Origin of the sequence: Carnobacterium sp. 17-4 (assembly GCF_000195575.1) — a bacterium.
In the GTDB taxonomy this organism is placed as follows: Bacteria; Bacillota; Bacilli; order Lactobacillales; family Carnobacteriaceae; genus Carnobacterium_B.
The window spans coordinates 952,995-979,705 of record NC_015391.1; the positions used below are offsets into that span (position 1 = coordinate 952,995).

The window sequence follows — 26,711 nt, forward strand, 5'->3', positions numbered from 1 at the left end:
ACCTATTAGATAGGAAGAAAAGAATACGAAGATTAGGAGTGATATGATGAAAAAAGTATTAGTAGCAAATCGCGGTGAAATAGCCATTCGTATTTTTAGAGCTCTAACAGAGTTATCTATTGAAACAGTAGCTGTTTATGCACAAGAAGACGAGGGATCTGTTCATCGTTTTAAAGCTGATGAAGCTTATTTAGTAGGAAAAGGAAAAAAACCTATCGATGCTTATTTAGATATTGAAGACTTGATTCGTATCGCTAAAGATTCGGAAGCAGATGCCATTCATCCGGGATACGGTTTTTTATCTGAAAATATTGATTTTGCTAGACGTTGTGAAGAAGAAGGAATCATTTTTATTGGACCTAAACTACACCATTTAGATATTTTTGGAGATAAGATAAAAGCAAAAGAAGCTGCAATCGCGGCGGGTATTCAGTCTATTCCAGGATCAGATGGTCCAGTTGCGGATTTAGAAGGCGTAAAAGAGTTCGGAAACCTATATGGATATCCAATTATTATTAAAGCTGCTCTTGGTGGAGGCGGACGTGGAATGCGTGTAGCCAATAGCGAAGCAGATGTAAAAGATAGTTTTGAACGTGCACAAAGTGAAGCTAGAGCAGCATTTGGTAGCGACGAGATTTATGTAGAGCGTTATATCCAAGATCCAAAACACATCGAAGTACAAATTTTAGGGGATACTCATGGAAATATCGTTCATTTATATGAAAGAGATTGCTCTGTTCAACGTCGTCACCAAAAAGTTGTAGAAGTTGCACCGTGTGTGTCTATTTCAGAAGAGTTGAGAGCTGAAATGTGTCTATCTGCTGTTCAATTGATGGAACATGTTGGTTATGTAAATGCTGGGACAGTTGAATTCTTATTAGAAGGCGAGAATTTTTACTTTATCGAAGTAAATCCTCGTGTACAAGTTGAACATACCATAACTGAAATGATTACTGGTATAGATATTGTTCAAGCTCAAATTCTAATTGCTCAAGGGAAAGATTTGCACAAAGATATTCAGATTCCACAACAAAAAGATATTCCGTTGATTGGTGCTGCCATTCAATGCCGTATCACTACTGAAGATCCAATGAATAATTTCTTGCCTGATACAGGTAAAATCAATACTTACCGTTCTCCAGGTGGATTTGGTATTCGTCTTGATGCAGGAAATGGATTCCAAGGAACTGTAGTTACACCTTTCTTTGATTCATTGTTGGTTAAAGCTTGTGTCCATGCCACAACATTTGAGTTGGCGGTACAAAAAATGGCTCGCTCGTTAAAAGAGTTTCGTATACGAGGAGTAAAAACTAACATTCCCTTTATGCAAAACGTTATTTCACATCCAGTTTTTCTATCTGGTGAAGCTAAAACAACGTTCATTGATACTACACCTGAATTGTTTAAATTTTCAAAAGTTAGAGACCGTGGAAATAAAACGATGCATTATATCGGAAACATTACGGTCAATGGATTTCCTGGCATTGAACAAAGAGAGAAAAAATTCTTTGAACCTGCAAGAAAGCCTGCAAAATTACTAACATTAGATAATGACTATGTAAGTGCAAAAAATGTCCTAGACAATAGTGGTGCCGATGCTGTGGTAGAATGGATCAAAAATAAAAATGAAGTGTTGCTGACAGATACAACTTTTAGAGATGCACACCAAAGTTTATTAGCTACTCGCGTGAGAACACAAGACTTCTTAAATATTGCTGAAGAAACTCAAAAAGGTATTCCACAGTTATTTTCTTCTGAAATGTGGGGAGGAGCTACATTTGACGTAGCTTATCGCTTTTTGAATGAAGACCCTTGGGAAAGATTAGAGAAATTACGTAAAAAAATGCCAGATACATTATTCCAGATGTTATTTAGAGGCTCTAATGCTGTAGGATATCAAAATTATCCGGATAATGTTATTGAAGCATTTATTCAGCAAGCGGCTAAAAATGGTATTGATGTGTTCCGTATTTTTGATAGTTTGAACTGGATCCAACAAATGGAAAAGAGCATTCAAAGTGTACGTGATGCTGGTAAAATTGCAGAAGCAACTATTTGTTATACTGGAGATATCAATGATCCGAAGAGAGATAAATATACAGTCGACTACTATAAAGATATGGCTAAAGAATTAGAAAACCAAGGTGCACACATTATTGCCGTTAAAGATATGTCTGGCATATTGATGCCGCAAGCTGCTTATCGCTTAATTAGTGAATTAAAGGAAACAGTAAATGTTCCAATTCACTTGCATACACACGATACAAGCGGTAATGGGATCTTTACCTATGCTGCAGCTGTAAAAGCTGGTGTGGACATTGTGGATGTGGCTATGAGCGCAATGAGTGGAGCGACTAGTCAACCAAGTATGAACAGTCTGTATTATGCGTTGTTAAATGCAGATAGAGCTCCTGATATTACTATTGAGAACGTGCAACAAATTAATCATTATTGGGAAGATATTCGTGCACATTATAGTGACTTTGAAGTAGGGATCAGCGCACCTTCTACCGAAGTGTATCAACATGAGATGCCAGGTGGACAATACACCAATTTGCAACAACAAGCTAAAGCAATTGGATTAGCTGAGCAATGGGATGAAGTCAAAGTAATGTATGCAACAGTTAACCGAATGTTTGGAGACATTGTAAAAGTAACACCTTCATCAAAAGTAGTTGGAGATATGGCTTTATTTATGATACAAAATAAATTATCTGAAGAAGATGTATATGAAAAAGGAATGGATATCGATTTTCCTGAGTCTGTTATCAGTTTCTTTATGGGGGATTTAGGACAACCGACTGGTGGTTTCCCTAAAGAACTTCAACGTATTGTGTTAAAAGGCAAAGAGCCAATTACCGTTCGCCCAGGTAGCTTAGCAGCACCAGTTGATTTTAACGAAGTCAAAAAAGAGCTAGCTGAAAAAATTCAAGCAGAGCCTACTCAAGAAGATGTTCTTAGCTACATTATGTACCCTCAAGTATTTTTAGATTACCGTAATAATCTAGAAACTTTTGGAGAAGTAACTCTTTTAGATACGATGACATTCTTCCATGGTATGCGAACTGGAGAATCTATCGAAGTTCAGATTGAAAAAGGGAAAACATTGATTATAAAATTAAATCAAATAGGTGAACCCAATTCTGAAGGGATGCGTATTTTATACTTTGATCTAAACGGTCAAGGAAGAGAAGTAGTTGTAAAAGATTACAGCATCACAAGTACAAAAGCTGTACGTAAAAAAGCAGAACCTACAAATAAAGAGCATATTGGAGCTACTATGCCAGGATCTGTACTTGAAGTATTGGTACAAAAGGGTGATCGTGTAGTTCAAGGCCAGCCTATTATTATCACAGAAGCAATGAAAATGGAAACAACGATTAAAGCCAATGTCGAAGGTATAATTGATCAGATTTATGTTGCAGATGAGGATGTTATTGAAACAGGAGATTTACTAATTGAAGTGAAAGCTAACTAGAACAGAATAGATTAAAGGACAAATTAATACTCATTTTAATGATGATAACTAGCACTAAGGTTCAATTAAAATGATTTAGCTACCAAATTGAGGAGGCTAAATGAGTGAAGACATTTTTAAGATCTTTGCCGCTGATTTTCATTATGCTTCTGGCTACTTATTGGTTGCCGGAAGTCATTTCAAGAAATCCGGCAGACATCATCACGCCAAAAGAAGAAAGTGAAATTATTCAATCTGAATCTTTTGATTATCAAACAACAGATTTAGAGCCTGAAAAGCTTCCGGTTGCAGGTTTAGGCAGTTATGTCGGTCAAAAAATTGAAAATTTCACCGAAAAATTTGGCAATCCAAAGCGAATCGATCCAACTGTTTATGAAGAAGAGAGTTGGATATTTGGAAAAGATGAAACAGATTATGCACAGTTAATAGTAAAAAATGGCATAATCACAGACTTATTTGTATTGGGGTCTGAATTAGATGTAGCTCCATTTAAAATTGGCATGTCCATTACTGAGGTATTTCAATTGGCAAGTTTTTATCCAACTTATTCTGTAGAGAATCAAGGGGAACAACTTACCTTAGAATTAACAGAAAGTGATTTAAACTACCGCCCTTTAATTGCTTTTGACAACCAAACATTTGCTGTATTAATGATGGATCGTTCAACAAATCAAATTATTGCTGTTCGTTATCTAGACTCACCATCGCTGATTCGTTTGGGAGTTTATGATGATGGTTCAAAAAAACACTTAATTCCCTCTTTTGAGGTAGATGAAATAAGACAAGATGCCATTAACGAAGCTAATCAAAAACAAGCGTATGAGATATTAAATATCTTACGACAACGATATGAACTTTCTGCGCTAACTCCGAGTGATGCTTTAACTGGAGTAGCTGAAACTATTTTTACAAATCAAGGAGAACAAATTATTGCAGATCGTCAAGCCGATAAGGAAAGTAGTTTTTCAGAAACGGAAACCTCCGACAATGCAATTAAGAATCAAAATTCTTCCATTGAAACGTTTATTTTGGATGACAACTCTGACTCTATTGATGAACAGACAAATCAACCCTATCAAACATTAACAAGTGAGCAAATAGAGCGTACCTTACAAGAAACCGAGCTGGAGTTAAATGAAGTCCGAGTGCTGTATTCGATTCAAGAAACAGATGTCGCATGGCTTGCAACCAATTGGTTCAGTCTTGAAATTGAACGAAATTTCTTAATGGATGCTAGTATGACAGAAATAGGATTATTTTATCGTGCTAATGATATGTTGCTTATCCTCCATTAAATAAGTAAGACATTTTTTAAATAATAAGAAACAATACGGTTGAAATTACTAAATTAAGGAGGGAAGATATGGAATTAACCACAAATGAGAGACAAGGAATCATTGTTTGGGTTTATAGTTTAAGACATTTTAAAACACTTAAGCGTTTTGGGTTGATTCATTATGCTTCTAGACGAATGAAATATGTTGTGATGTACATCAATCAATCTGACGTAGAAATGACGCAAAAAAAATTAGCTGACTTACATTTTGTTCGAAAAGTAGAGTTATCCTATAGACCGTTTATTAATTTAGATTTTAAAGATTTTTTTGGAAAAGAAAAAAGAGACGCTACTAAAGAACAAATAGAAGAAAAAGGGTCTAGAGAGACTGTATTCTAATCATAAATGCTAAATAAGTCGATACCATAAATTCATCGGCTTATTTAGCATTTTATAGTGTAAAAGGGTTTCTCAAACGTGAAGTTAAACTGAAAGGAAGTTGTAAGTATGCGTATCATTACAGGAGAATATGGAGGCAGAAAATTAAAAGCTGTCCCAGGTAACAATACAAGACCCACAACAGATAAAGTAAAAGAATCTATCTTCAATATCATAGGACCTTATTTTGACGGTGGAAATTGTTTAGATTTATTCGCTGGAAGTGGAGGATTAGCTATTGAAGCAGTTTCCCGCGGTATGGATAGTGCCGTATTAATTGACCGAGATTCTCTAGCCATCAAAACGATAAAAGAAAATATTAGCGTAACAAAGGAATTAGAAAAATTTGAGATTTATCGAAATGACGCCAATCGAGCAATTGATTTATTAAGAGGGAAGAAAAAATTTGACCTCTTATTCTTAGACCCTCCTTATGCTAAGCAAGAGATTGAAAAACAAATTGAAAAAATAGTCGATTCTGATTTATTGAATGACGAAGCCATTATAATTTGTGAGCTGGATAAGCGGACTGAATTAAATGAAACTATTGGTGCAGCAAAAGTCTTTAGAAAAGAATTCTATGGGGCGAGCCAAATTGTTATGTATGAATACACTAAGGAAATGGGGAAGGTAAATGACTAAAATCGCTTTGTTTCCTGGAAGTTTCGATCCATTTACTAATGGCCATCTCGATACAGTTGAAAGAACCTCAAAATTATTTGATCAAGTTGTCATTGCTGTTGCGACTAATACGTCTAAAAATGCTTTATTCTCTCTAGAAGAAAAAATGACATTTATTAAACAGGCTATCGAACATATTGAAAATGTAAGGGTTACGGAGCATAGTGGCGGACTGACAGTTGAACTAGCAAAAAAAATCGGTGCAGTCACTTTAGTAAGAGGATTAAGGAATAATGCTGATTTTGAGTATGAATCTACAATTGCAACAATGAATAAAATTCAGCATAAAGATATTGAAACTGTTTTTTTAATGTCAAATGAGAAGTACCGATTTTTAAGCTCAAGCTTAATTAAAGAAGTGGCGATGTTTGGTGGCGATGTTTCCAGTCTCGTTCCAGTTGGAGTTAATGAAGCTATTAAAAAAAAGTATGCTAAAATAAAATAAATAAATTCAATTAGCTAGTAAATTTAGGTATGCAGAGGATGATTGGAATGAATGCTAAAGAAAAAAAGAGTCGCAAGGGTTTGCTTGTTGCACTGATCATAATTATTCTTGCAGGAATTTTTGTCCCTATTCCTTATTATATAGAAGGACCGGGTTCGGCAGTTCAGCTGAACGAATTGGTAGAAGTTGACAACAAAAAAGATCCAGAAGACGGTCATTTTATGTTAACGACCGTTGCGGTTCGAAGAGCGACTCCTTTTACGTATTTTATGAAATATTTGCCTTTTCATGAAGGGCTTACCACAGAAGAACTGTTTGGCACAAATACTTCTGATGCAGAATATACTAACCTACAGAATTACTATATGACTAGCTCAATCAATTCGGCAATCGAACAAGCTTATGAGGCTGCTGGAGAAGAGTATCAGTTGACGTATAATGGCGTTTATATTATGTCCATTTTGGAAGGGTCCGACTTTGAAGGCAAGTTAGAGATTGGAGACACCATTCTTTCACTTGATGGACAATCTTTTGATAGTTCAGCTGAATTTATTGAATACGTTCAACAACAAAAAGTTGGTCAAGTCATTGAAGTAACATATGAACGAAATGGCGAACAACAAACGATTTCTGGAAAATTAATGGAAATGGAAGAAACTAAAAAAGCTGGTCTAGGAATTTCTTTAGTCGATAATACTTCAATTGAAACAGATATTCCAGTATCTATCGATGCTGGAGAAATTGGAGGACCATCTGCTGGTTTTATGTTTGCTTTACAAATTTATACGCAGTTAATTGATGAGGATTTGCGAAAAGGGAATGAAATTGCTGGTACTGGAACGATGCAACCAGATGGCACAATTGGTCGTATTGGCGGAATTGATAAGAAAGTTGTTGCAGCCAGCGAAGAAGGAGCGACAATCTTTTTTGCTCCGGATGATACGATTGATCCAGTCATACAAGAAAATTATCCTGAAATGAAATCTAATTACCAAGAAGCACTTGATGCAGCAAAAGAAATTGATACCGATATGAAAATTGTACCTGTAAAAACATTTCAAGATGCCATCGATTATTTGAAAAATCTATAAACCGTTCTATGTAATAAAGAAATCCATAAAAAATCCGAAGACATAAACCTTGTCTTCGGTCTTTTTTTTATGGATTGACTTTAAAAGTGATAAGGATTTTTTACGGTTGTTTTTCGATTAATCAAGAATGAAACGATACTTCCAATTATAAGAATAACCATTAACCCGGCTGTGAAAATAGCTATTGAGCGATGGTCAGGTAAGTTCTTTGTGAATATCCCGTACATTGCCCATATAAAGACCAGGATAATAGCCCAATCTTTTAAAAAATAAGCAATCCCTAGACCTAAAATAGTCGCTAGTGATAAGAGTACATAAGTGACTATTGTTTGTAGACTTGCATCGATGCCGATACTAGCAACTAACCAATAACTGAAATTTGTAATGGTAGCAACAATGATCCAACCTAAGTAAAGTGAAATAGGAAGGAGGTACCATTTAGAATCATTAGCTTTCTTTTGAGCTTGGTATAAAAATACAAGTGAGAGAAGCAGTAAAAAAATAACAATAAATGCAATTCCGTCCAAGAGAAAATGCCAAACTAAAATCCATGATGTATTAAACAAACAAGTTAGTAAAAATCCCCAGAATTGGGCGGGACTTAGCGTCTGTTTCTTAAAACTAAAACTTAACAACCATAATAATAGTGCAAAATAGATGACTCCCCAAATACTAAAAATAAAACCAGCTGGAGTAAAAAATACATCATACATGTCAGAAAGTTCTCCAGTTTGATAACCATTTATTGGAAGAATATTGGCTAAAGCGTTCACAACAATCATTATTACAAAGGCTAAATATAGAACAAACTGTTTTCCTATAGTCATTTTTATCACTCCTTAATTAGTAATGTTTAAGATTACTTTAACTTAACCATACTACAAACTAAAAAATAAATAAATTAAAGCGACTGATTAAATGAAATAGGTTTTTTTACGTATATTACCTTTTAGAAGGACTCGAAAAGGAGTGATAGGGGATGTTGAAGACTAGCAAAGACTGGCTAATAAAAAATCGTTTATTTATTGAGATAGGTATTCTTAGCTGTCTAGTACTCAGTATACTTGGAATCGTTTTGATATTTTTGAAAAGTACAGATACTGTAGAAGAACCCTCAGCTGCGATGAGTTATTTGGAAAGTGAAAACTTGTATTCAGTAACATCAATTCAGGCTGAAAAACAATCAGATAGCGAACCAGAAATAATTTATGTAGATGTTAAGGGTGAGGTGTACCTGCCAGGGGTATATGAAGTGACAAGCGATATGAGGTTGATTGATGCTATTGAATTAGCTGGTGGTTTTAGTGACAAGGCTAATCAAAACCCTGTAAATTTATCTTTAAAGTTAACAGATCAAATGGTGATTTTTATTCCAAAAATTGGAACGGTTGATGAAGAATCTGGAAAACTAGAAACTTCAGCCGCTCCAATAGAAGAAGCTGTCATCACAGTTCCACAAGAAGATAGTGAAGAAGCAACGTCTGGAAAAATAAATATCAACCTCGCAGACTCAATTGAACTCCAACAATTGTCTGGAATAGGGGAGAAAAAAGCAGAACAAATCATGATCTATAGAAAAGAGAATGGTTCATTTCAAAAAATTGAAGACCTGAAAAATGTGTCCGGCATTGGTGAAAAAACTTTTGAGGCATTACGAGGAAACATTACTGTGGGCGATGGCGAATAAGGTGAGTACAAAATGAAGTGTTGAAAGTCTTTGTGGGCTTTTGTATACTTGAGAAAATGTTTAAGATCATTAACAACTTAAACAAACAAATGAGTAGGAGGATGAATATGACTGAACGTATACCATGGGATCAATATTTTATGTCTCAGAGTTTGTTGCTGTCTTTACGAAGTACATGTGCTCGATTAACTGTTGGAGCTACAATTGTAAGGGAAAAAAGAATTATTGCAGGAGGTTACAACGGTTCGGTAAGTGGGGATGCACATTGTATAGATGACGGTTGTTATATTGTTGACGGTCATTGTTTACGTACGATCCATGCTGAGATGAATGCGATTCTTCAATGTGCAAAATTTGGAGCGCAAACTGAAGGTGCAGAAATTTATGTTACTCATTTTCCCTGTTTACAGTGTACGAAAATGATTATTCAAGCGGGAATTACAAAAATAAATTATTTAGAGGATTATCATAATAATGATTACGCTTTAAAATTGATTGAACAAGCCCACGTTCAATGTCAAAAAGTAGTGCTTCCAAAAGATTTTTTCCAACAACTAGATTTCAATACGAATGCTCAAACTAGTTTAAGCCAACTTAATGGACGCATGCCATTCCAATAAGTGAAGGGATACGTTCTTTTTCCAGCTATTTCTTCTTTATTGTGTGCTACTGCTATTTTAAACCCTAATTGGTTGAGTATTTTTATATTCTTGATTTGGTTGATTCGATTGCTGTTTACACGTAGAAAGAAATGGCTCATTTATTCTTTTTTGTTCATGAGTATAACAGTTTTTTTTGTAGGGGTAGAAAAGTACAACAACCAAACGAGTCTTTCGATGGACACTAAAGATTTTTTGATTGAAATGGATCCCAATCAATTGAAAATCGATGGCGATCAAGTGCAATTTTACGGTACAGTTAATCAAGCTGGAGAAACGATAAAGCATTCTGAAAAAATTGTTGTTTTTTTTCGATTGTCTACTAAAGAAGAAAAAGAGTATTGGGAGAAACAACAAAAAATAACAGAGTTTGTAGTGACAGGATCTTTGACGAAACCTGAAAAAAATAGGAATTTAAATCAATTTGATTATCAGCGTTATTTGTCTCATAACAAAATTCATTGGATTTTAGATGCAACATCAATTAAGGCGCACTCTGGAACTGAGAATAAGGCTTTTTGGGATCTATTTAACTTGAAAAATATCAGACAAAATATCCTGGTTCATGTTGAACGTAAAACAACAGTTACTGTGTCGAGTTACATTAAAACCTTATTATTCGCAGATACTAGTTCTATTGATGATCAAGTAATGAATGGATACAAAGAAATTGGAATCATCCATTTATTGAGTATTTCAGGCTTACATATCCAATTTTTAATAGCTGGGCTGACGTACATCTTATGGAGAAGCGGGATGACACGTGAGCACACGTATATCCTTTTATTTATTTTTCTTCCTATATACGGAAGTTTGACCGGTTGGGGAACCAGTATTTTTAGAGCTGTTGTGATGAGTTTGATCAGTCAGACAGGTTTACGGATTCGTAAACCTATTTCCGGCCTGGACGCATGGTCATGGACGTTGATTGTCGGACTTTGGATAGATCCTTATCAAGTATTCTCTATTGGTTTTCAATTGAGTTATCTACTCAGTTTAGCACTAATTTTATTTTCAACATCGTTGTTTAACCAATCAAAATATAGCATTATAAATAACTTATACATCTCTTTTGTTTTAACACTTATTTCTATACCGGTTCTCAGTTTCCATTTTTTTGAGTTTTCGTGGATTGGAATGTTTGCTAATTTGCTTTTTGTTCCATTATTTACTTGGTTCATTATGCCCTTGATGATTCTATTGTTTTTTAGTTCCTATATTTTTTCGGGAACACTATTTTTTCACTTTCTTATAGACTTAGCGGAATGTTCGTTGGGAATGATTGAATGGCTGGTATTAAAAATCAGACTTTTTCCATATGGTACGATTGTTACCGGAAAAGTTCCTTTGATGTTATTTATTGTAACGACGATGGTATTAATTACGTTTCTGATAGCATTAGAACAGCAAAAGAAACGGAAACGAGTTCTTATGTTGTTGATAACTGTTTTTATAGTCTTTATTCAGTATCAAAAATACAGTCCATTTGGAGAAGTTTTGATACTAGATGTAGGCCAGGGAGATGCGACTTTAATTAAAGAGCCTTTTGGAAGAGGTGTCTACCTAATAGACACGGGCGGAGCACTAGCATTTGAAAAAGAAGAATGGCAAATAAGAAAAAATCAGACAACTGTTTCAAGCCGTGTGTTAATCCCGGTGATCAAGTCTCTAGGCGTAACACAATTAGACCAAGTGTTGATTACGCATGGTGACGAGGATCATATGGGTGAATTAATTGAACTAGCTCAAGGTATCGAAATTAAAGAGCTTGTTTTCCCAATAGGGACAACTAAAAAACAATCATTTTTTGATGCAGCTGAAGCATTAGAAAAAAGTGGTGTGGCTTTACGTGCAGTTAGCGCTAAACGAGCACGAGAGCAACTTTTTGGACCTTCTTTAGCTGTTTTGTGGCCCTTAGACAATGGTGAAGGAGAAAACAACGATTCGCTTGTATTGTATGGGAAAATTGGTCAGTTTAATTGGCTTTTCACAGGGGACATAGAAGAGACGGGGGAAGCCGAAGTAACAGCTCTTTACCCCAATCTAAAAGTGGATATTTTAAAAGTAGCACATCATGGAAGCCAAACGTCAACTAGTGAAAGGTTTATTCAAAAAATTAAGCCAAAAACAGCTTTGATATCTTGTGGGTTAAACAATCGCTACAATCACCCAAATGAGGATGTGCTAGAACGTTTGGCTTCATTAAATGCAATGGTCTACCGAACAGATCTGCAAGGAAGTTTTAGGTATACCTATGCTGATTATTTACACATAGGGGTAGAAAAAGACTTTCAAACGATTTTAAAATAAATTGAAAATAGGCTTGCAAAATAATTTAAAGCTTTGTACCATTAAGGCAATACAAGAAAGTGGTGGAACAGAGTGAATTTTGTATCAGAATTAGCAAAAATAAAAAATGGCACGATTGCTCCCGTTTATATTGTATTAGGAACAGAGTCCTATTTAGCAAGCGTAGCTAGAAAAACACTGTTGGATTCATTGCTTAGTGCAGAAGAACTGGAATTAAACTACGGTGCTTACGATATGGAAGATGTTTCGATTGGAACAGCTTTAGAGGATGCAGAATCAATTCCATTTTTTTGGCGATCGCCGTCTCGTTTTTGTAGACAGACCGGTCTTTTTAACGGGAGATAAAACAAAGTTAAAGGTAGAACATGATGTGAAATGGTTAGAAAGTTATTTAACTCATCCTTCTGAATCAACGACACTTGTATTCTTTGCCCCTTATGAAAAATTAGATGAACGGAAAAAAATAACTAAGTTACTAAAAAAAACAGCTACCATAATAGAAGTAAATGCATTATCAGAAAAAGATATGCGAAAATACATTAAAGATACTATTGCAAATGAAGAGTACCGTTATTCCCCAGAAGCGTTTGAATTATTTATTCAATTAACAGATGCGAAATTATCTGTAGCGATGGGAGAATTGCCTAAACTTTTTATTTATGCCCAAGATACTAAATTTATTACACTAGATGCGGTTCAAGAATTAGTGGCTAAGTCGTTAGAACAAAATATTTTTGCGCTAAATGAATACGTTTTGAAAAAAGACGTAGGACAAGCGCTTAATTTATACCAAGATTTATTACTACAAAAAGAAGACCCTATTAAAATAAATGCGATTATGACCTCTCAATTTAGATTACTGATCCAAGTCAAAATTTTAGAAAAGAAAGGCTATCAGCAAGGGGATATTGCTAAACAATTAAAAACGCATCCCTATCGTGTGAAATTAGCTATTCAACAAATGAGGAAAATTGAGGAGCATTCGCTGATCGAAGCGTATAATGGATTGATTGATGCTGAGTATCGATTGAAGACAGGAAAAGGCGATAAAGAAATGCAATTTGAATTATTCGTTCTGCAGTATGCGCAAAAAAAGGCAACGAACAGAGACCAATACAAGCGTTTAAAATAATCCAGCTATCAAGTAAAAAAACTTTACACATTTTTATTGCATTGAAGCTTGTCTTTATGTATAATTGAATTTGTTGAAACAACTAGAATAGACTATTTTAAGTTGTAAATAATTGAAAGTGGGGTGAATCAAATGCCAAACATCGAATCTGCAATCAAACGTGTTCGTACTTCTGAAAAATCAGCTGTACAAAACAACGTTCAAAAAAGTTCAATGCGTACTGCTATTAAAAAATATGCTCAATCTATTGAAGCAGGTAACGAAAATTCTGAACAATTACTTAAAGAAGCAATCAAAGCAATTGACATGGCTGCATCTAAAGGATTGATTCATAAAAATAAAGCTAACCGTGACAAATCTCGTTTAACTGCTAAATTAGCTAAATAAGAGGTCATTGTTATAAAGAGTAAATAAAAAAGCCTCAAGTCTTGAGTATTCAAGACTTGAGGCTTTTTTATTTTTTGAATACTAGTGAAGTTATATCAAATTAGTTGTAAGAACACACGTTCAGTGCTAGAATAATAAAATAGAATTGAAAAATGTGTGTCTTGAATTAGACAGGCTTCTTTTTATACTGAATAGAAGTGCGAGGAGGTACTTGAAATGCCAAAAGACCAATTTGAACTGGTTTCTAAATACCAGCCTAGTGGTGATCAGCCGGATGCCATAAAAAAATTAATTAAAGGTATCGAAGCTGGAGAGAAAGAACAAACCTTATTAGGTGCCACAGGAACCGGAAAAACATTTACGGTCTCAAATGTCATTAAGGAAGTAAATAAGCCAACATTAGTTATTGCACACAATAAAACATTAGCAGGTCAATTATATGGTGAATTTAAAGAATTCTTTCCTGATAACGCTGTAGAGTATTTTGTTAGCTATTATGACTACTATCAACCAGAAGCGTATGTTCCTTCAAGTGATACCTTTATTGAAAAAGAATCAAGTGTTAACGATGAGATAGATAAACTGCGTCATTCCGCAACGAGCGCATTGCTAGAACGAAGAGATGTCATTGTAGTAGCTTCTGTTTCGTGTATCTATGGACTGGTTAACCCTGAGGACTATCGAGATCATGTTCTGTCTTTACGTGTAGGTACTGAAATGAATCGTGATGAGATGTTACGTCGTTTAGTCGACATGCAATTTGAACGTAACGATATTGACTTTCAACGCGGACGCTTTCGTGTTAGAGGAGATGTAGTGGAAATTTTCTTAGCATCACGTGACAGTGAAGCAATACGTGTCGAGTTCTTTGGAGATGAAATTGATCGTATTAGAGAAGTAGATGTTTTAACAGGTGAAATCAAGGCCGATGTTCAACATGTTCCTATTTTTCCGGCCACTCACTTTGTAGCGAACGATGAACAAACAAGATCGGCTATAAAAAATATCCAAGAAGAACTAGAAGAGCGATTAAAAGTTTTACGGGCTGAAGATAAATTAATCGAAGCTCAACGGTTAGAACAGCGAACAAACTATGATTTGGAAATGTTGTTGGAAATGGGGTATTGTTCAGGAATTGAAAATTACTCTAGACACATGGATGGGCGTAAACCTGGTGAAGCACCGTATACGTTAATTGATTTCTTCCCGGATGATTTTCTGATTGTCATAGATGAGTCTCATATCACGATGTCTCAAATTAGAGGGATGTATAACGGCGATAGAGCTAGAAAATCACAATTGATTGAGTATGGTTTCAGATTGCCAAGTGCTTTGGATAACCGTCCGCTTCGTCTGGAAGAATTTGAAAACCACGTAAATCAAATTATGTATATTTCGGCAACGCCAGGACCTTATGAATTGGAACGCGCTCCAGAAGTTATTGAACAAATCATTCGCCCTACAGGATTATTAGATCCAATTATAGAAGTGCGACCAATCAAAGGTCAAATTGATGATTTGATTGGTGAAATAAATGAACGAACCGAAAAAAATGAGCGAGTATTTATTACTACGTTAACTAAAAAAATGTCAGAAGATCTAACGGATTACTTGAAAGAGGTTGGAATTAAAGTTGCCTACTTGCATAGTGAGATAAAGACATTAGAACGAACCGAGATAATTCGAAATCTGCGTTTAGGCGTATACGACGTGTTGATTGGTATCAACTTGCTGCGTGAAGGTATCGATGTCCCAGAAGTATCATTGGTTATTATTTTAGATGCAGATAAAGAAGGATTCTTAAGAAGCGAACGTTCACTTGTACAGACGATTGGTAGGGCTGCACGTAATGAAAACGGGAAAGTCATTATGTATGCGGACCGTATCACAGACTCTATGAGAGCCGCTATATCAGAGACTGAGAGACGTCGTGAAACGCAAGAAGAATACAATGAAAAACATGGCATCACACCTAAAACAATTATCAAAGATATTCGTGACTTGATCTCGATTACTTCAGTAGTTAAAGGCGAGGACGAGGGAGCATCTGGCTTAGAAAACATTGCTAAGATGACAAGAGAGCAACGTCTAGAGTTGATTGATGGTATGGAAGTAGAAATGAAAGTAGCAGCAAAAGAATTAAACTTCGAAAAAGCAGCTAATATAAGAGACATGATCTTAGAAATAACTGCACAGTACAAATTAAAATAACAATACACAATAATGAATCTAGTAAAAATGGAAAAAAACTATTAATAACTTGCAATTTCCTATAGATTCTAGTAGAATTTAATTGTGTACTAAACACATACCTTTTACTTGGTAAAACGAATCACCAACGTCTACTCAGTAAGAGGAAAATTTGAGGAAAGAGGTGCTTAGAAATGTCAATTTCTAAAGAACGCAAAAATGAGATCATCAAAGAATACGCAATCCACGAAGGAGATACAGGTTCTCCCGAAGTACAAGTTGCTGTATTAACAGCTGAAATCAACCATTTAAACGAACACGCACGTGTTCACAAAAAAGACCACCATTCTTACCGTGGACTTATGAAAAAAATTGGTCACCGTCGTAACTTGCTTGCGTACTTACGCAACAAAGATATTACTCGTTACCGTGAATTGATTCAAAGATTAGGTCTACGTCGTTAATTTTTCGTAGTCTATTTAGAAGCGAGGTTCTAACGAATCTCGCTTCATTTTGTTTGTAAAAGAAGAAGGCTATTTATTTTGTTGTCCATCCTACTATACAAATGTGAGTATTTAATCAGCTTAAATACTGACATTTGTTTAGTAGTCTGTTTGGAAAAACGAATAAAAGCTTTAATAAAAGGAGAAATGCACACAATGACAGAGAAACAAGTTTTTACTAAAGAATGGGCAGGTCGCACATTAGAAATTGAAGTTGGACAATTAGCAAAACAAGCTAATGGTGCAGCATTGATTCGCTATAACGATACTGTAGTGCTATCTGCAGCAGTAGCTAGCAAAAAAGCGAAAGACGTAGATTTCTTTCCTTTGACAGTAAATTACGATGAAAAAATGTATTCAGTCGGTAAAATCCCAGGTGGTTTTATTAAGAGAGAAGCACGCCCAAGTGAAGCGGCTACTTTAACAGCTCGATTAATTGACCGTCCGATTCGTCCGATGTTTGCAGAAGGATTTCGTAATGAAGTTCAAATTACAAATACAGTGATGTCTGTAGATCAAAACTGTTCACCAGCTTTTTCAGCAATGTTTGGTTCTTCTTTATCACTTGCTATTTCAGATATTCCGTTTAACGGACCGATTGCAAGTGTTGATGTAGGCCGTGTAGACGGAGAATACATCATTAATCCAACTCTTGAGCAAGAAGCATTATCAGACATTCATTTAACAGTTGCAGGAACTAAAGATGCCATTAATATGGTCGAAAGTGGAGCTGCTGAAGTTTCAGAAGAAGATATGCTTGGTGCTTTAATGTTTGGTCATGAAGCAATTCAAGAATTAGTTGCTTTCCAAGAAGAAATCGTAGCGGCTGTTGGAAAAGAAAAAATGACTATTCAATTGTTGCAAATTGATGCAGATTTAGAAAAAGAAGTCAACGATGCTTTCCAAACTAAAATGATTGCTGCAATTCAAACCGAAGAAAAATTAGCTCGTGAAGAAAATATCGAAGCGGTTAAAGAAGAAGCAATGACTTTTTATGAAGAAAAATATCAAGACAATGATGAAGCTAAACGAATCAATAAAGAAGTAAAACAAATTGTTGAAGACATGGAAAAGAATGAAGTCCGTCGTTTGATTACAGTTGACAAAATTAGACCAGATGGTCGTAAAATTGATGAAATTCGTTCTTTAGCTTCAGAAATTGGACTATTGCCAAGAGCACATGGTTCTGGTTTATTCACTCGTGGACAAACTCAAGCATTGTCTATAGCTACTTTAGCACCATTAGGCGAACATCAAATTATTGATGGTCTAGGAATTGAAAACAGCAAACGATTCATCCATCACTACAATTTCCCTCAATACTCTGTTGGAAGTACTGGACCATCACGTGGACCAGGTCGTCGTGAAATTGGACATGGAGCATTAGGAGAACGTGCATTAGCACAAGTTATTCCAAGTGAAGAAGATTTCCCATACATGATTCGTTTAGTTGCTGAAGTTTTAGAGTCAAATGGTTCTTCATCACAAGCAAGTATTTGTGCAGGCACTTTAGCTTTAATGGATGCAGGTGTTCCAATCAAAGCTCCAGTAGCTGGTATTGCAATGGGACTTGTTAAAGAAGGCGAAAACTATACTGTCTTAACAGATATTCAAGGTTTAGAAGATCATTTAGGCGATATGGACTTTAAAGTAGCAGGTACTAGCAAAGGAATCACGGCTCTTCAAATGGATATTAAAATTGAAGGTATCACACAACAAATTTTAGAAGAAGCGTTAACTCAAGCTAAAAAAGCTAGAATGGAAATTCTTGATGAATTGATTTCTACAATTGCTGAGCCTCATGAAGAATTAAGTGCCTACGCTCCTAAAATTGAAATGATGCAAATTAAACCGGAAAAAATTAAAGTTGTTATTGGCCGCGGTGGTGACCAAATCAATGCTATTATTGAAGAAACCGGCGTTAAAATTGATATCGATCAAGAAGGAAATATCAGTATTGCATCTGAAGACGCAGCTATGATTAGACGCGCTAAAGAAATTATTGAAGAATTAACGAAAGATATCGAAGTCGGTAAAATTTATTCAGGAAAAGTAAAACGAATTGAAAAATTCGGAGCTTTTGTTGAAATTGCTAAAGGAAAAGATGGATTAGTTCATATTTCTGAATTAGCTAACGAACGTGTCGCTAAAGTTGAAGATGTTTTGACTTTAGGCGAAGTAATGGACGTTAAAGTTATCGAAATCGATAAACAAGGAAGAATTAATCTTTCTCGTAAAGTGTTGTTAACAACTGAAGAAGCTTAAGAGAATAAATAGAAAAAGAGCTCAATTTGAAAAAATTGGGCTCTTTTTTTGCTATTCATTTTCGTCAATGTTTCTTAACCATTTTACTAGTTGGTCAACTGTCTGTTCTTGCTGTTGTTCGGATGAAATGGTGGCAGGGAGATCTCCCTCTTGATCTCCATAATCGCCAAAACCAGCATGATTGCCCCCTTCAATAGTGTAGAATAGGGTAGTAGCAGGTAAATGATTTTTGCCAAGTTCAAAGGCCTCTTCATCCACCACGCCATCATTAGAACCAATAAGGGAGAGAACTGAAATAGGCAGTTTATCTAACCGACCCTTTTCATCCGGGTAACTAGCTAGTAGAAAAACACCTTTTAAGGATTCTGAATAACCTTCATTAGCAAATCGACTAGCCATCACACCACCTAAGGAATGGCCACCTATAACAAAGTTTTGAATCTCCTCATCAGTGATAATGGTTTTTGCTTTATTTGCATCGGTAACGGCAAGATTCAATGCATGCTTAACCAGGTAAACGGGGTATCCTTTTGCAGCGAGTTTTGCCGCAATGGAACTGTAACTTTTTTCTTCTACAAGACCCCCTTGATAAAAGAGGACAGAAGTAGATTGTTGCTCATTTAATGGCTTGAAAATAATCGCATCTTGAGATTCTTCAACCGTGTATTGATTAGTAGACTCTGTTTCATTCAATGCTTCGCTTAAAGGTTGATATGTTTTAGATTGCACAAAAAATAAACTGCCTAATAGAACCAAGATGAAGAAAATGAAACAACCAATTAAAATTTTATAGATACGCTTCATAAATACTCCTTTCAAAAATTAATTTAAATAAATCTGAACAAAAAAAGTGTATCATATATTTCATTTTATTCGTTAGATAAATCAAACAAAACAGAGTGAATAATCTACATTTGTATAATTTACTCAAGAATTGTGCTAAAATGTATAATGGGAGTACATGGAGCCATAAGATAAAATAAAAAATAGAAATATGTATTAGGAGAGATATAAATGAATGGATATACTATTGCAGTCGTAGGAGCTACGGGAGCTGTAGGAACAAAAATGATTCAAATGTTGGAGCAAGCCAATTTTCCAATTAATGAAGTGAAACTCTTAGCCTCGAAACGATCAGCTGGGAAAAAAGCTTTATTTAATGGAAAAGAAATCGAAATCCAAGAAACAACGGCGAATTCTTTTGAGAATGTTGATATTGCATTGTTTAGTGCAGGTGGATCGATTTCAAAACAATTTGCTCCCGAAGCGGTAAAACGTGGCGCAGTTGTCATTGACAATACAAGCGCATACCGAATGGATGCTGAAGTACCTTTAGTCGTTCCTGAAGTAAATGAGGAGGCAATTCGTTCTCATAAAGGAATTATTGCTAATCCGAATTGCTCAACGATTCAAATGATGGTTGCACTAGAACCGATTCGCAAACAATATGGATTAGATCGGGTCATCGTTTCAACGTATCAAGCAGTAAGCGGAGCTGGAGTTTCAGCTGTTAAAGAAATGAAAGAACAAGCACAACATATGTTAAATGGTGAGCCTTATGAAGCGGCTATTTTACCATCAGGTGGAGATAAAAAACATTTTCCAATTGCTTTCAATGCATTGCCACAAATCGATTTGTTTACTGAAGACGGTTATACATTTGAAGAGTTGAAAATGATCAATGAAACCAAAAAAATTATGGGTGATGATAACATAAAAGTTTCTGCAACATGCGTCCGTATTCCAGTCATTTCAGGACACTCGGAGTCTGTTTATATTGAAGTGAAAGAAGATGGAGCTAGTGTAGCTTCTATTCAAGAGCTTATGAAAAAAGCACCAGGTGTTGAACTTCAAGATGATCCTGCTAACCAAGTTTATCCAACAGCATTAGAAGCAGAAGGCAAGAAAGAAACATTTGTTGGAAGGATACGGAAAGATCGTGACTTAGACAAAGGTTATCATATGTGGATCGTTTCTGATAATTTAATCAAAGGTGCAGCTTGGAATTCTGTTCAAATTGCTGAAAGCTTACACAAGTTAAAATTAATTAAAACAAATAATTAATATAAGTCGAATTTAAGATAGAGGGTGATGGTATTGGATTTAAAAAAAGCACGCATTATAACCGCTATGACTACACCATTTGATGAAGAAGGATCAATTGATTATGGACGATTAGAAAAGTTGATCAACTTCTTACTTGAAAATGGAACAGAAGGATTAGTAGTGGGAGGCACAACTGGAGAATCTCCTACATTAACTCATGATGAAAAGTTAGACTTATACCGTAAGACAGTTGAATTAGTTGCAAGACGTGTACCAATCATTGCTGGTACGGGGTCATTTAACACTGCTGAGACGATTGCTTTTACAAAAGAGGTTGAAACCCTTGCAGGCATAGATGCGGCACTAGTAGTGACGCCATACTACAGTAAGCCTAACCAAGCTGGTTTGTATGCTCATTTTGAAGCAGTAGCTAAAAGTACTAGACTGCCGATCATCATCTATAACGTCCCCGGACGGACTAGTGTTTCGATTGATCCTAAGACGACAATTAAACTTTCATCGATTGAAAATATTATTGGTGTGAAAGAATGTTTAGGTTTAGATGCTTTAAGCGAAGAAATTGAACAAACACCAGATGACTTTTTAGTTTATACTGGTGAAGATGGTAATGCTTTTCCTGCTAAATGCATCGGAGCAACGGGCGTTATTTCTGTAGCAAGTCATGTTTTAGGGAATGAGATGTCTGAAATGTACAACTTGTTGCAAGAAGGATCTATGGCTGAAGCTGCACAGATTCATCGTCAACTAGTGCCTAAAATGAATAGTTTATTTACTGTTCCTTCTCCAGCACCTGTTAAATTTGCGTTAAACCACTTAGGTATTAACGTCGGTAGTTTGAGATTGCCATTAGTACCTTGTACAAAAGCAGAAGAAAATCATGTGTTAACTGAATTAAATTGGACAAAATAAAAAACGAAATGAAAGTAAAAGAGGTGAAGAAATGAGCACAATAAAAATTATCCCACTAGGGGGCGTGCGTGAAAATGGAAAAAACATGTATGCTGTTGAGGTGGATGAAGACATATTTGTTTTAGATTGTGGATTAATGTTTCCAGAAACAGAATTATTAGGAATTGATGTAGTCATTCCTGACTTTAGTTATTTAGAAGAAAATAAAAACCGTGTTACAGCTGTGTTTCTAACTCATGGTCATGAAGATGCAATTGGAGCACTACCTTATTTTCTTCAAAAATTTGATGTTCCAGTATTTGGAACTGAATTAACAATAGCTTTAGCAAAATTATTTGTTGAAAAAGATAGTCAAGTTAGTACTTTTGATGATTATCATATTGTTGATGAAAATACAGAGATTGAATTTGGAGATGTTGTGGCTAGTTTCTTTAGAACATCCCATACTATTCCAGATTCTGTTGGGGTAGCTCTTAAGACCGACGAAGGAAGCATTGTCTACACAGGTGATTTTAAGTTTGATCAAAGTGCAAAACCAATGTACCAAAGTAATTTATCACGCATTGCAGATATTGGTAAAAATAAGGTTTTAGCTTTATTGAGTGATTCAAGTGAAGCTGAGAGCCCTGTTGAAAATATAAGCGATCTAAAAGTAGCTGAAGAAGTATTGGATACATTCCAAAATGCTAGTGGGCGTATTATTGTTGCCAGCGTAGCTAGTAATATCTTGCGTATCCAACAAGTATTTGACGCTGCTCACAAATCGCACAAGAAAATTTTCATCACGGGAAGCAATCTTGAAGAAATCGTTCAAATTGCTATGCAACTGAATAAGCTTCAATTGCCAAATGAAGATTTGATTGTTCCAATAACAGAAATTGAAAAATACAGTGATCACGAAATTGTTGTGTTAGAAACGGGCGTTACTGGCGAGCCGATTAAAACGTTAACACGTATGGCAAAAGGAAAGCACTCTCAAGTAAATATTAAAGAGGGCGATCTAGTTTATATCGTAACAAGCCCATCGACAGCAATGGAAGTAACGGTTGCTCAAGCAGAAAACTTGATTTATCGTGCTGGTGGAACGGTAAAACAAATTTCAGATAATTTGAAAGCTTCTGGCCATGCTACTCCTAACGATTTAAAATTAATGATCAATCTGATTAAACCTACTTACTTTATTCCAGTTCAAGGAGAATATCGTATGCTTTCGGCTCATGCAAAACTTGCACATGAAGTTGGAATGCCTTATAAAAATATATTCATACCAGGTAAAGGCGATATCATGGAATACAAAAATGAGCGTATGCATGTAGCTGGTCAAGTTACAGCAGGGAATACAATGGTCGATGGTATTGGAATTGGTGATATTGGAAATATTGTTTTACGCGACCGTAAATTGTTATCTGAAGATGGTATTTTTGTAGCGGTAGTTACTATTAACCGTAGAAAAAGTAAAATTATTTCAGGTCCTGAAGTCATGACTAGAGGTTTCGTATACGTTAAAGAAAATACAGATCTAATTAATCAAAGTAATGAGATTATTAGAGAAGTAGTAGAAGAGAATTTAAATCGTAAAGAATTTGAATGGAGTCGTTTGAAGCAAGAAATTAGAGATGCTTTGAATAAACATCTCTTTGAACAAACACGTAGACGTCCAGTTATTCTACCAATTATTATGGAAACAAGTTCGCGCAACCGTAAAAATTAAACACAACAAAAAAAGCTCTTACTTCCTTTAGAAAAGGATATAAGAGCTTTTTTTGTTGTAAAAGAAGAGCACTCACATTAAGTGAATGCTCTTTGATCGAAAGTGATTTCAGACTAGCTTATTTTGCTACGCCTTCAGTCCACTCAGCAACACGGTCAGGATTTTCTTCAATCCACGTTTCAGCCGCATCTTCAGGATCTTCTCCTTCAGAAATATCTAGCATAATGCTTTCCATTTCTTCAGTTGTCCAATTAAATTGATCTAATACTTGATAAGCTTCAGGCATGTCTTCATCAAGACCTTCACGAGCCATAGTATTGATTGTTTCTGATTCGCCAAATGAATTTTCAGGATCTTCTAAATATTTTAAGTCATAAGAGGCGAACATCCAGTGTGGAGACCAACCAGTAATAACAATATCTTCTTCATTTTGAATTGCTTGACCCAATGCAACAGTCATGGCACCAGATGAAGAGGTTTCAAGATCCCATTCACTCAAGTTATCGTAATCTTCTAAAGATTTTTCAGTTGCAGCAACAACACCTGCACCAGGTTCGATACCAGTGATAGTCATTGCAGCTTCATCTTTAAGATCTGCAATTGAATCAACATCCATATATTCAGGAACGACAAGGCCAACTAATGCGCCTTCTAAGTTTGGTCCTAAATCAACCATTTGGTCGCCATATTCTTCAAATTGAGAACCATGAGTAGCTGGTAACCATGCAGCTACCATAGCGTCAGCGTCTCCGCTAGCTACGGCTTGCCACATTACAGCGTTATCTAATGGTGTTAGTTTTACATCATACCCTAAGTCTTCCAATACTTTACCAATAACGTTAGTAGAAGCAACTTCAGTATCCCATTCAACATAAGATAATTCAATTTCTTGTCCTTTACCAACAGTTGCTGATTCATCCTCAGTTGATGACTTTTCAGTTGAACAACCTGCTGCAACTAATGATAACCCCAAACCAGCTGTAAGACCTAAATGTTTCCAATTAATTTTTTCATATTAAATTTATATCCCCTTTTTTGTAAACTAATTTTTTTTTGATTTGTTATTTTTATTTTTTATTTAATTTTTGCGTTAAGCGGTCAATAATAATCGCTAAGACAACTAAACCTAAACCAGATACGAAACCTGTTCCAATTTGTGCACGTTGTAGTGAAGAAAGAACTTCTCTACCAAGACCTGGAGCTCCAATCATTGAAGCAATAACTACCATAGATAAAGCCAACATAACAGTTTGGTTGATACCAGCCATAATTGTTGATTTTGCTAAAGGCAATTCTACTTTAAATAATTTTTGAGCACCTGTGCTACCAAATGATTCAGCAGCTTCAACTAATTCGTGTGAAACTTGTCTGATTCCAAGGTTAGTAAAGCGAACAGTAGGTGGGATGGCAAAAATTAAAGAGGCGAATACCCCCGGAACCATACCAATACCAAAGAAAGCAACTGCGGGAATCAAGTAAACAAAGGCTGGCATTGTTTGCATGAAATCAAGAACAGGAGTAATAATGGCATTTGCAATTTTACTTTTAGCCATTAAAATTCCGAATGGAACCCCGATGATAACAGATAATAAACTTGCAACCAGAACCAAAGTCAGAGTGTTCATTAAGTCTTCCCAAAGACCTTGATTATAGGTAAACCAAAGACCAATTATTGTAAATGTAGCCAATCCGATTTTTTTCTTTGAAGCAATAAAAGCAATCAAAGCAATAATCAAAATAAACAAAATTGGCGGAACAAGTAATAACGTATTTGTCACAAATTCCATAACGATTTCTGAATATTTTTGAATAGGGTCAAACAAAAACGCAAAAGTTTGAGTTACCCAACTTGTAAAGTTTTCTACAGCATCAGCTACTGGTAATTCTGGAATGATATCTAATATACTAGACATTTTCAAGCACCTCACTCTCTCCTGCAAGGGCAGCTATTACAGCGCCTCTGACAATTATACCAACTAACTTACCATCATCTACAACTGCTACGGGAGTAGTTGCATCATGAATAACTGAAAAGATATCGTTCATGGAAGTTGTTCTAGTAACAGTTGGGATGTCTTTTTTCAGGATGTTTTCAATTGTTGTAATATTATTCTTACGAGCATCTGAAGCATCTTCTGCCGTGATATAACCTAGAAGGTTACGTTGGCTATCTACTACTAGGATGCTGGATATTCCCTCACTACGCATTTGCTCAAGTGCAAAACGCGGACCATGATTTTTTATATTCAATGTTTCAGGACGTTGCATAATATTTTCAGCTGTTAATACTTTAGAACGATCAACGTCTTCAACAAATTTTTCAACGTAATCATTAGCTGGGTTAGTTAATATTTCTTCAGGAGAACCGATTTGTACGATTGATCCATCTTTCATTAAGGCAATTTTATCACCGATTCTTAAAGCTTCGTTTAGATCATGAGTAATAAAAATAATCGTCTTTTTCACTTTAGATTGAAGTTCGATTAATTCATCTTGCATTTCACGACGAATCAATGGGTCTAATGCTGAGAAAGCTTCGTCCATTAATAAGATTTCAGGATCATTCGCTAAAGCACGTGCTAATCCTACACGTTGTTGCATTCCGCCAGATAGTTGATTAGGGTATTGATCTTTATATTCACCTAAACCTGCATTATCTAGAGCTTTTTGAGCTTTTTGCTGTCTTTCAGCTTTGTCAACACCTTGGATTTCTAGGCCATACTCTGTATTTTCTAGAATTGTCCGGTGAGGAAAGAGACCAAAGTTTTGGAAAACCATACTTAGTTTTTCTCTTCTGACTTGACGTAAAGCTTTTTTATCCATTTTAGAGAGATTCTCATCATCTATATAGATATCTCCTTTTGTAGGATCGATTAAACGATTAAACATTCGAACAAGAGTTGATTTTCCACTACCAGATAATCCCATAATAACAAAAATTTCACCTTCTTCAACAGTGAAACTAACGTTATTAACCCCAACAGTGGCCCCCGTTTCTTTTAAAATTTCTTGCTTAGATTTTTGTTCTTTCAACATTTCTAAGGCTTGTGTTGTTTTTTTACCAAAAACTTTCGATACATTTTCAACAGTTATTTTTGACAAAATAACATCTCCTTTCCCTTTTTAGGTATGAATCTCAAACTAATAAATCAAAATTGATGTAAAAGAGGATCCAAACATAAATTGACTAGCTAACCACTGTCCATAGTAGTTTTATCTAAAACCCCTTTTACAAAAAAACAACGACAACTATTCATAAAAAAAATAGTTTCAAATGGAACACAATGAGTAGTGTAACATGAATGAAAACAAATGAAAAACCAAAGCATTTTCAAAAATAAGCTTTAGTGCCTTTGTTTTGCCTATATAACAGACCTTAGAGCATGAATAAAAAAAATGAAAAAACTTTTTTTTTGGCTATTTTTTGTTCGTTTATTTGAAAAAAGTCCGATAAAGAATAACATTACAATGGACATATAACT

Annotated in this window: 21 protein-coding genes and 1 pseudogene; 18 read left to right on the forward strand and 4 right to left on the reverse strand. The window is 35.3% G+C overall.

Annotated elements, in window-relative coordinates; genetic code table 11:
• The first annotated feature begins 46 nt into the window (after positions 1-46).
• The 6 genes from CAR_RS04680 to CAR_RS04705 all read left to right on the forward strand — a co-directional run bounded on the left by CAR_RS04680 (position 47) and on the right by CAR_RS04705 (position 7,409).
• Positions 47-3,478 carry a pyruvate carboxylase gene (locus CAR_RS04680; RefSeq protein WP_041556207.1) on the forward strand — a complete coding sequence of 1,144 codons (3,432 nt, stop codon included), beginning with the start codon at positions 47-49 and terminating at the stop codon, positions 3,476-3,478.
• A 104-nt stretch (positions 3,479-3,582) separates the two neighbouring features.
• The gene (locus CAR_RS04685; RefSeq protein WP_041556209.1) at positions 3,583-4,773 is read left to right on the forward strand and encodes a CAP-associated domain-containing protein; all 1,191 of its coding nucleotides are present in this window, start codon (positions 3,583-3,585) and stop codon (positions 4,771-4,773) included.
• Positions 4,774-4,841: 68 nt separating this feature from the next.
• On the forward strand, positions 4,842-5,153 hold the full coding sequence (locus CAR_RS04690) for a YlbG family protein (RefSeq protein WP_013710564.1): 312 nt from the start codon (positions 4,842-4,844) through the stop codon (positions 5,151-5,153).
• Between the two features lie 108 nt (positions 5,154-5,261).
• The gene (gene rsmD, locus CAR_RS04695) at positions 5,262-5,834 is read left to right on the forward strand and encodes a 16S rRNA (guanine(966)-N(2))-methyltransferase RsmD (protein WP_013710565.1); all 573 of its coding nucleotides are present in this window, start codon (positions 5,262-5,264) and stop codon (positions 5,832-5,834) included.
• The gene (coaD, locus tag CAR_RS04700; protein ID WP_013710566.1) at positions 5,827-6,318 is read left to right on the forward strand and encodes a pantetheine-phosphate adenylyltransferase; all 492 of its coding nucleotides are present in this window, start codon (positions 5,827-5,829) and stop codon (positions 6,316-6,318) included. The genes rsmD and coaD overlap by 8 nt, the downstream gene beginning before the upstream one ends.
• A gap of 47 nt (positions 6,319-6,365) precedes the next feature.
• Positions 6,366-7,409 (forward strand): SepM family pheromone-processing serine protease, encoded by a 1,044-nt coding sequence (locus CAR_RS04705; RefSeq protein WP_041556210.1) that lies wholly within the window; start codon positions 6,366-6,368, stop codon positions 7,407-7,409.
• 80 nt (positions 7,410-7,489) lie between these two features.
• Here CAR_RS04705 and CAR_RS04710 read toward each other — a convergent pair whose 3' ends face one another.
• Positions 7,490-8,236, reverse strand: a complete 747-nt coding sequence (locus CAR_RS04710; RefSeq protein WP_013710568.1) for a tryptophan-rich sensory protein — start codon at positions 8,234-8,236, stop codon at positions 7,490-7,492.
• A 152-nt stretch (positions 8,237-8,388) separates the two neighbouring features.
• Between CAR_RS04710 and CAR_RS04715 the strand changes: the two genes are divergently transcribed.
• The 9 genes from CAR_RS04715 (at position 8,389) to pnp (ending at position 18,542) form a co-directional block, all read left to right on the forward strand.
• Positions 8,389-9,096 carry a helix-hairpin-helix domain-containing protein gene (locus CAR_RS04715; RefSeq protein ID WP_041556212.1) on the forward strand — a complete coding sequence of 236 codons (708 nt, stop codon included), beginning with the start codon at positions 8,389-8,391 and terminating at the stop codon, positions 9,094-9,096.
• 101 nt (positions 9,097-9,197) lie between these two features.
• The gene (locus CAR_RS04720; RefSeq protein WP_013710570.1) at positions 9,198-9,716 is read left to right on the forward strand and encodes a ComE operon protein 2; all 519 of its coding nucleotides are present in this window, start codon (positions 9,198-9,200) and stop codon (positions 9,714-9,716) included.
• Complete coding sequence (locus CAR_RS04725) at positions 9,717-12,065, forward strand: DNA internalization-related competence protein ComEC/Rec2 (RefSeq protein WP_148229385.1); 2,349 nt, start codon at positions 9,717-9,719, stop codon at positions 12,063-12,065.
• A gap of 72 nt (positions 12,066-12,137) precedes the next feature.
• Positions 12,138-12,410, forward strand: a complete 273-nt coding sequence (locus CAR_RS13410; protein ID WP_013710572.1) for a hypothetical protein — start codon at positions 12,138-12,140, stop codon at positions 12,408-12,410.
• The gene (gene holA, locus CAR_RS04730; protein WP_083806880.1) at positions 12,334-13,197 is read left to right on the forward strand and encodes a DNA polymerase III subunit delta; all 864 of its coding nucleotides are present in this window, start codon (positions 12,334-12,336) and stop codon (positions 13,195-13,197) included. Before CAR_RS13410 ends, holA begins: the two co-directional genes overlap by 77 nt.
• A gap of 132 nt (positions 13,198-13,329) precedes the next feature.
• Entirely contained in the window at positions 13,330-13,584 is a 255-nt protein-coding gene (rpsT, locus tag CAR_RS04735; protein ID WP_041556214.1) for a 30S ribosomal protein S20, read from the forward strand.
• Between the two features lie 216 nt (positions 13,585-13,800).
• Entirely contained in the window at positions 13,801-15,795 is a 1,995-nt protein-coding gene (gene uvrB, locus CAR_RS04740; RefSeq protein ID WP_013710575.1) for an excinuclease ABC subunit UvrB, read from the forward strand.
• 173 nt (positions 15,796-15,968) lie between these two features.
• Positions 15,969-16,238, forward strand: coding sequence for a 30S ribosomal protein S15 (gene rpsO / locus CAR_RS04745; RefSeq protein WP_013710576.1), 270 nt, complete (start codon positions 15,969-15,971; stop codon positions 16,236-16,238).
• 195 nt (positions 16,239-16,433) lie between these two features.
• Positions 16,434-18,542, forward strand: a complete 2,109-nt coding sequence (pnp, locus tag CAR_RS04750; RefSeq protein ID WP_041556216.1) for a polyribonucleotide nucleotidyltransferase — start codon at positions 16,434-16,436, stop codon at positions 18,540-18,542.
• A gap of 51 nt (positions 18,543-18,593) precedes the next feature.
• On the opposite strand, the gene CAR_RS04755 is transcribed toward pnp, so the two are convergent.
• On the reverse strand, positions 18,594-19,346 hold the full coding sequence (locus CAR_RS04755) for an alpha/beta hydrolase (RefSeq protein ID WP_013710578.1): 753 nt from the start codon (positions 19,344-19,346) through the stop codon (positions 18,594-18,596).
• A 210-nt stretch (positions 19,347-19,556) separates the two neighbouring features.
• Here CAR_RS04755 and CAR_RS04760 point away from each other — a divergent pair, with 210 nt between their 5' ends.
• From CAR_RS04760 to CAR_RS04770, 3 genes are read left to right on the forward strand one after another with little or no spacing between them, the layout of a single operon-like run.
• Positions 19,557-20,606, forward strand: coding sequence for an aspartate-semialdehyde dehydrogenase (locus CAR_RS04760; RefSeq protein ID WP_013710579.1), 1,050 nt, complete (start codon positions 19,557-19,559; stop codon positions 20,604-20,606).
• 33 nt (positions 20,607-20,639) lie between these two features.
• Positions 20,640-21,518: a 4-hydroxy-tetrahydrodipicolinate synthase gene (dapA, locus tag CAR_RS04765; protein ID WP_041556218.1), complete on the forward strand. Its 879-nt coding sequence runs from the start codon at positions 20,640-20,642 to the stop codon at positions 21,516-21,518.
• A 31-nt stretch (positions 21,519-21,549) separates the two neighbouring features.
• The gene (locus CAR_RS04770) at positions 21,550-23,229 is read left to right on the forward strand and encodes a ribonuclease J (protein WP_013710581.1); all 1,680 of its coding nucleotides are present in this window, start codon (positions 21,550-21,552) and stop codon (positions 23,227-23,229) included.
• A gap of 118 nt (positions 23,230-23,347) precedes the next feature.
• Here CAR_RS04770 and CAR_RS13320 read toward each other — a convergent pair.
• Together CAR_RS13320 and CAR_RS04785 are read right to left on the reverse strand one after the other, a co-directional pair.
• Positions 23,348-25,142 (reverse strand): annotated as a pseudogene (locus tag CAR_RS13320) (ABC transporter permease/substrate binding protein).
• A complete protein-coding gene (locus tag CAR_RS04785; RefSeq protein WP_013710584.1) occupies positions 25,135-26,331 on the reverse strand; it encodes a quaternary amine ABC transporter ATP-binding protein in 1,197 nt (398 codons plus the stop codon). The pseudogene CAR_RS13320 and the gene CAR_RS04785 overlap by 8 nt, the downstream one beginning before the upstream one ends.
• Positions 26,332-26,711: the final 380 nt, after the last annotated feature.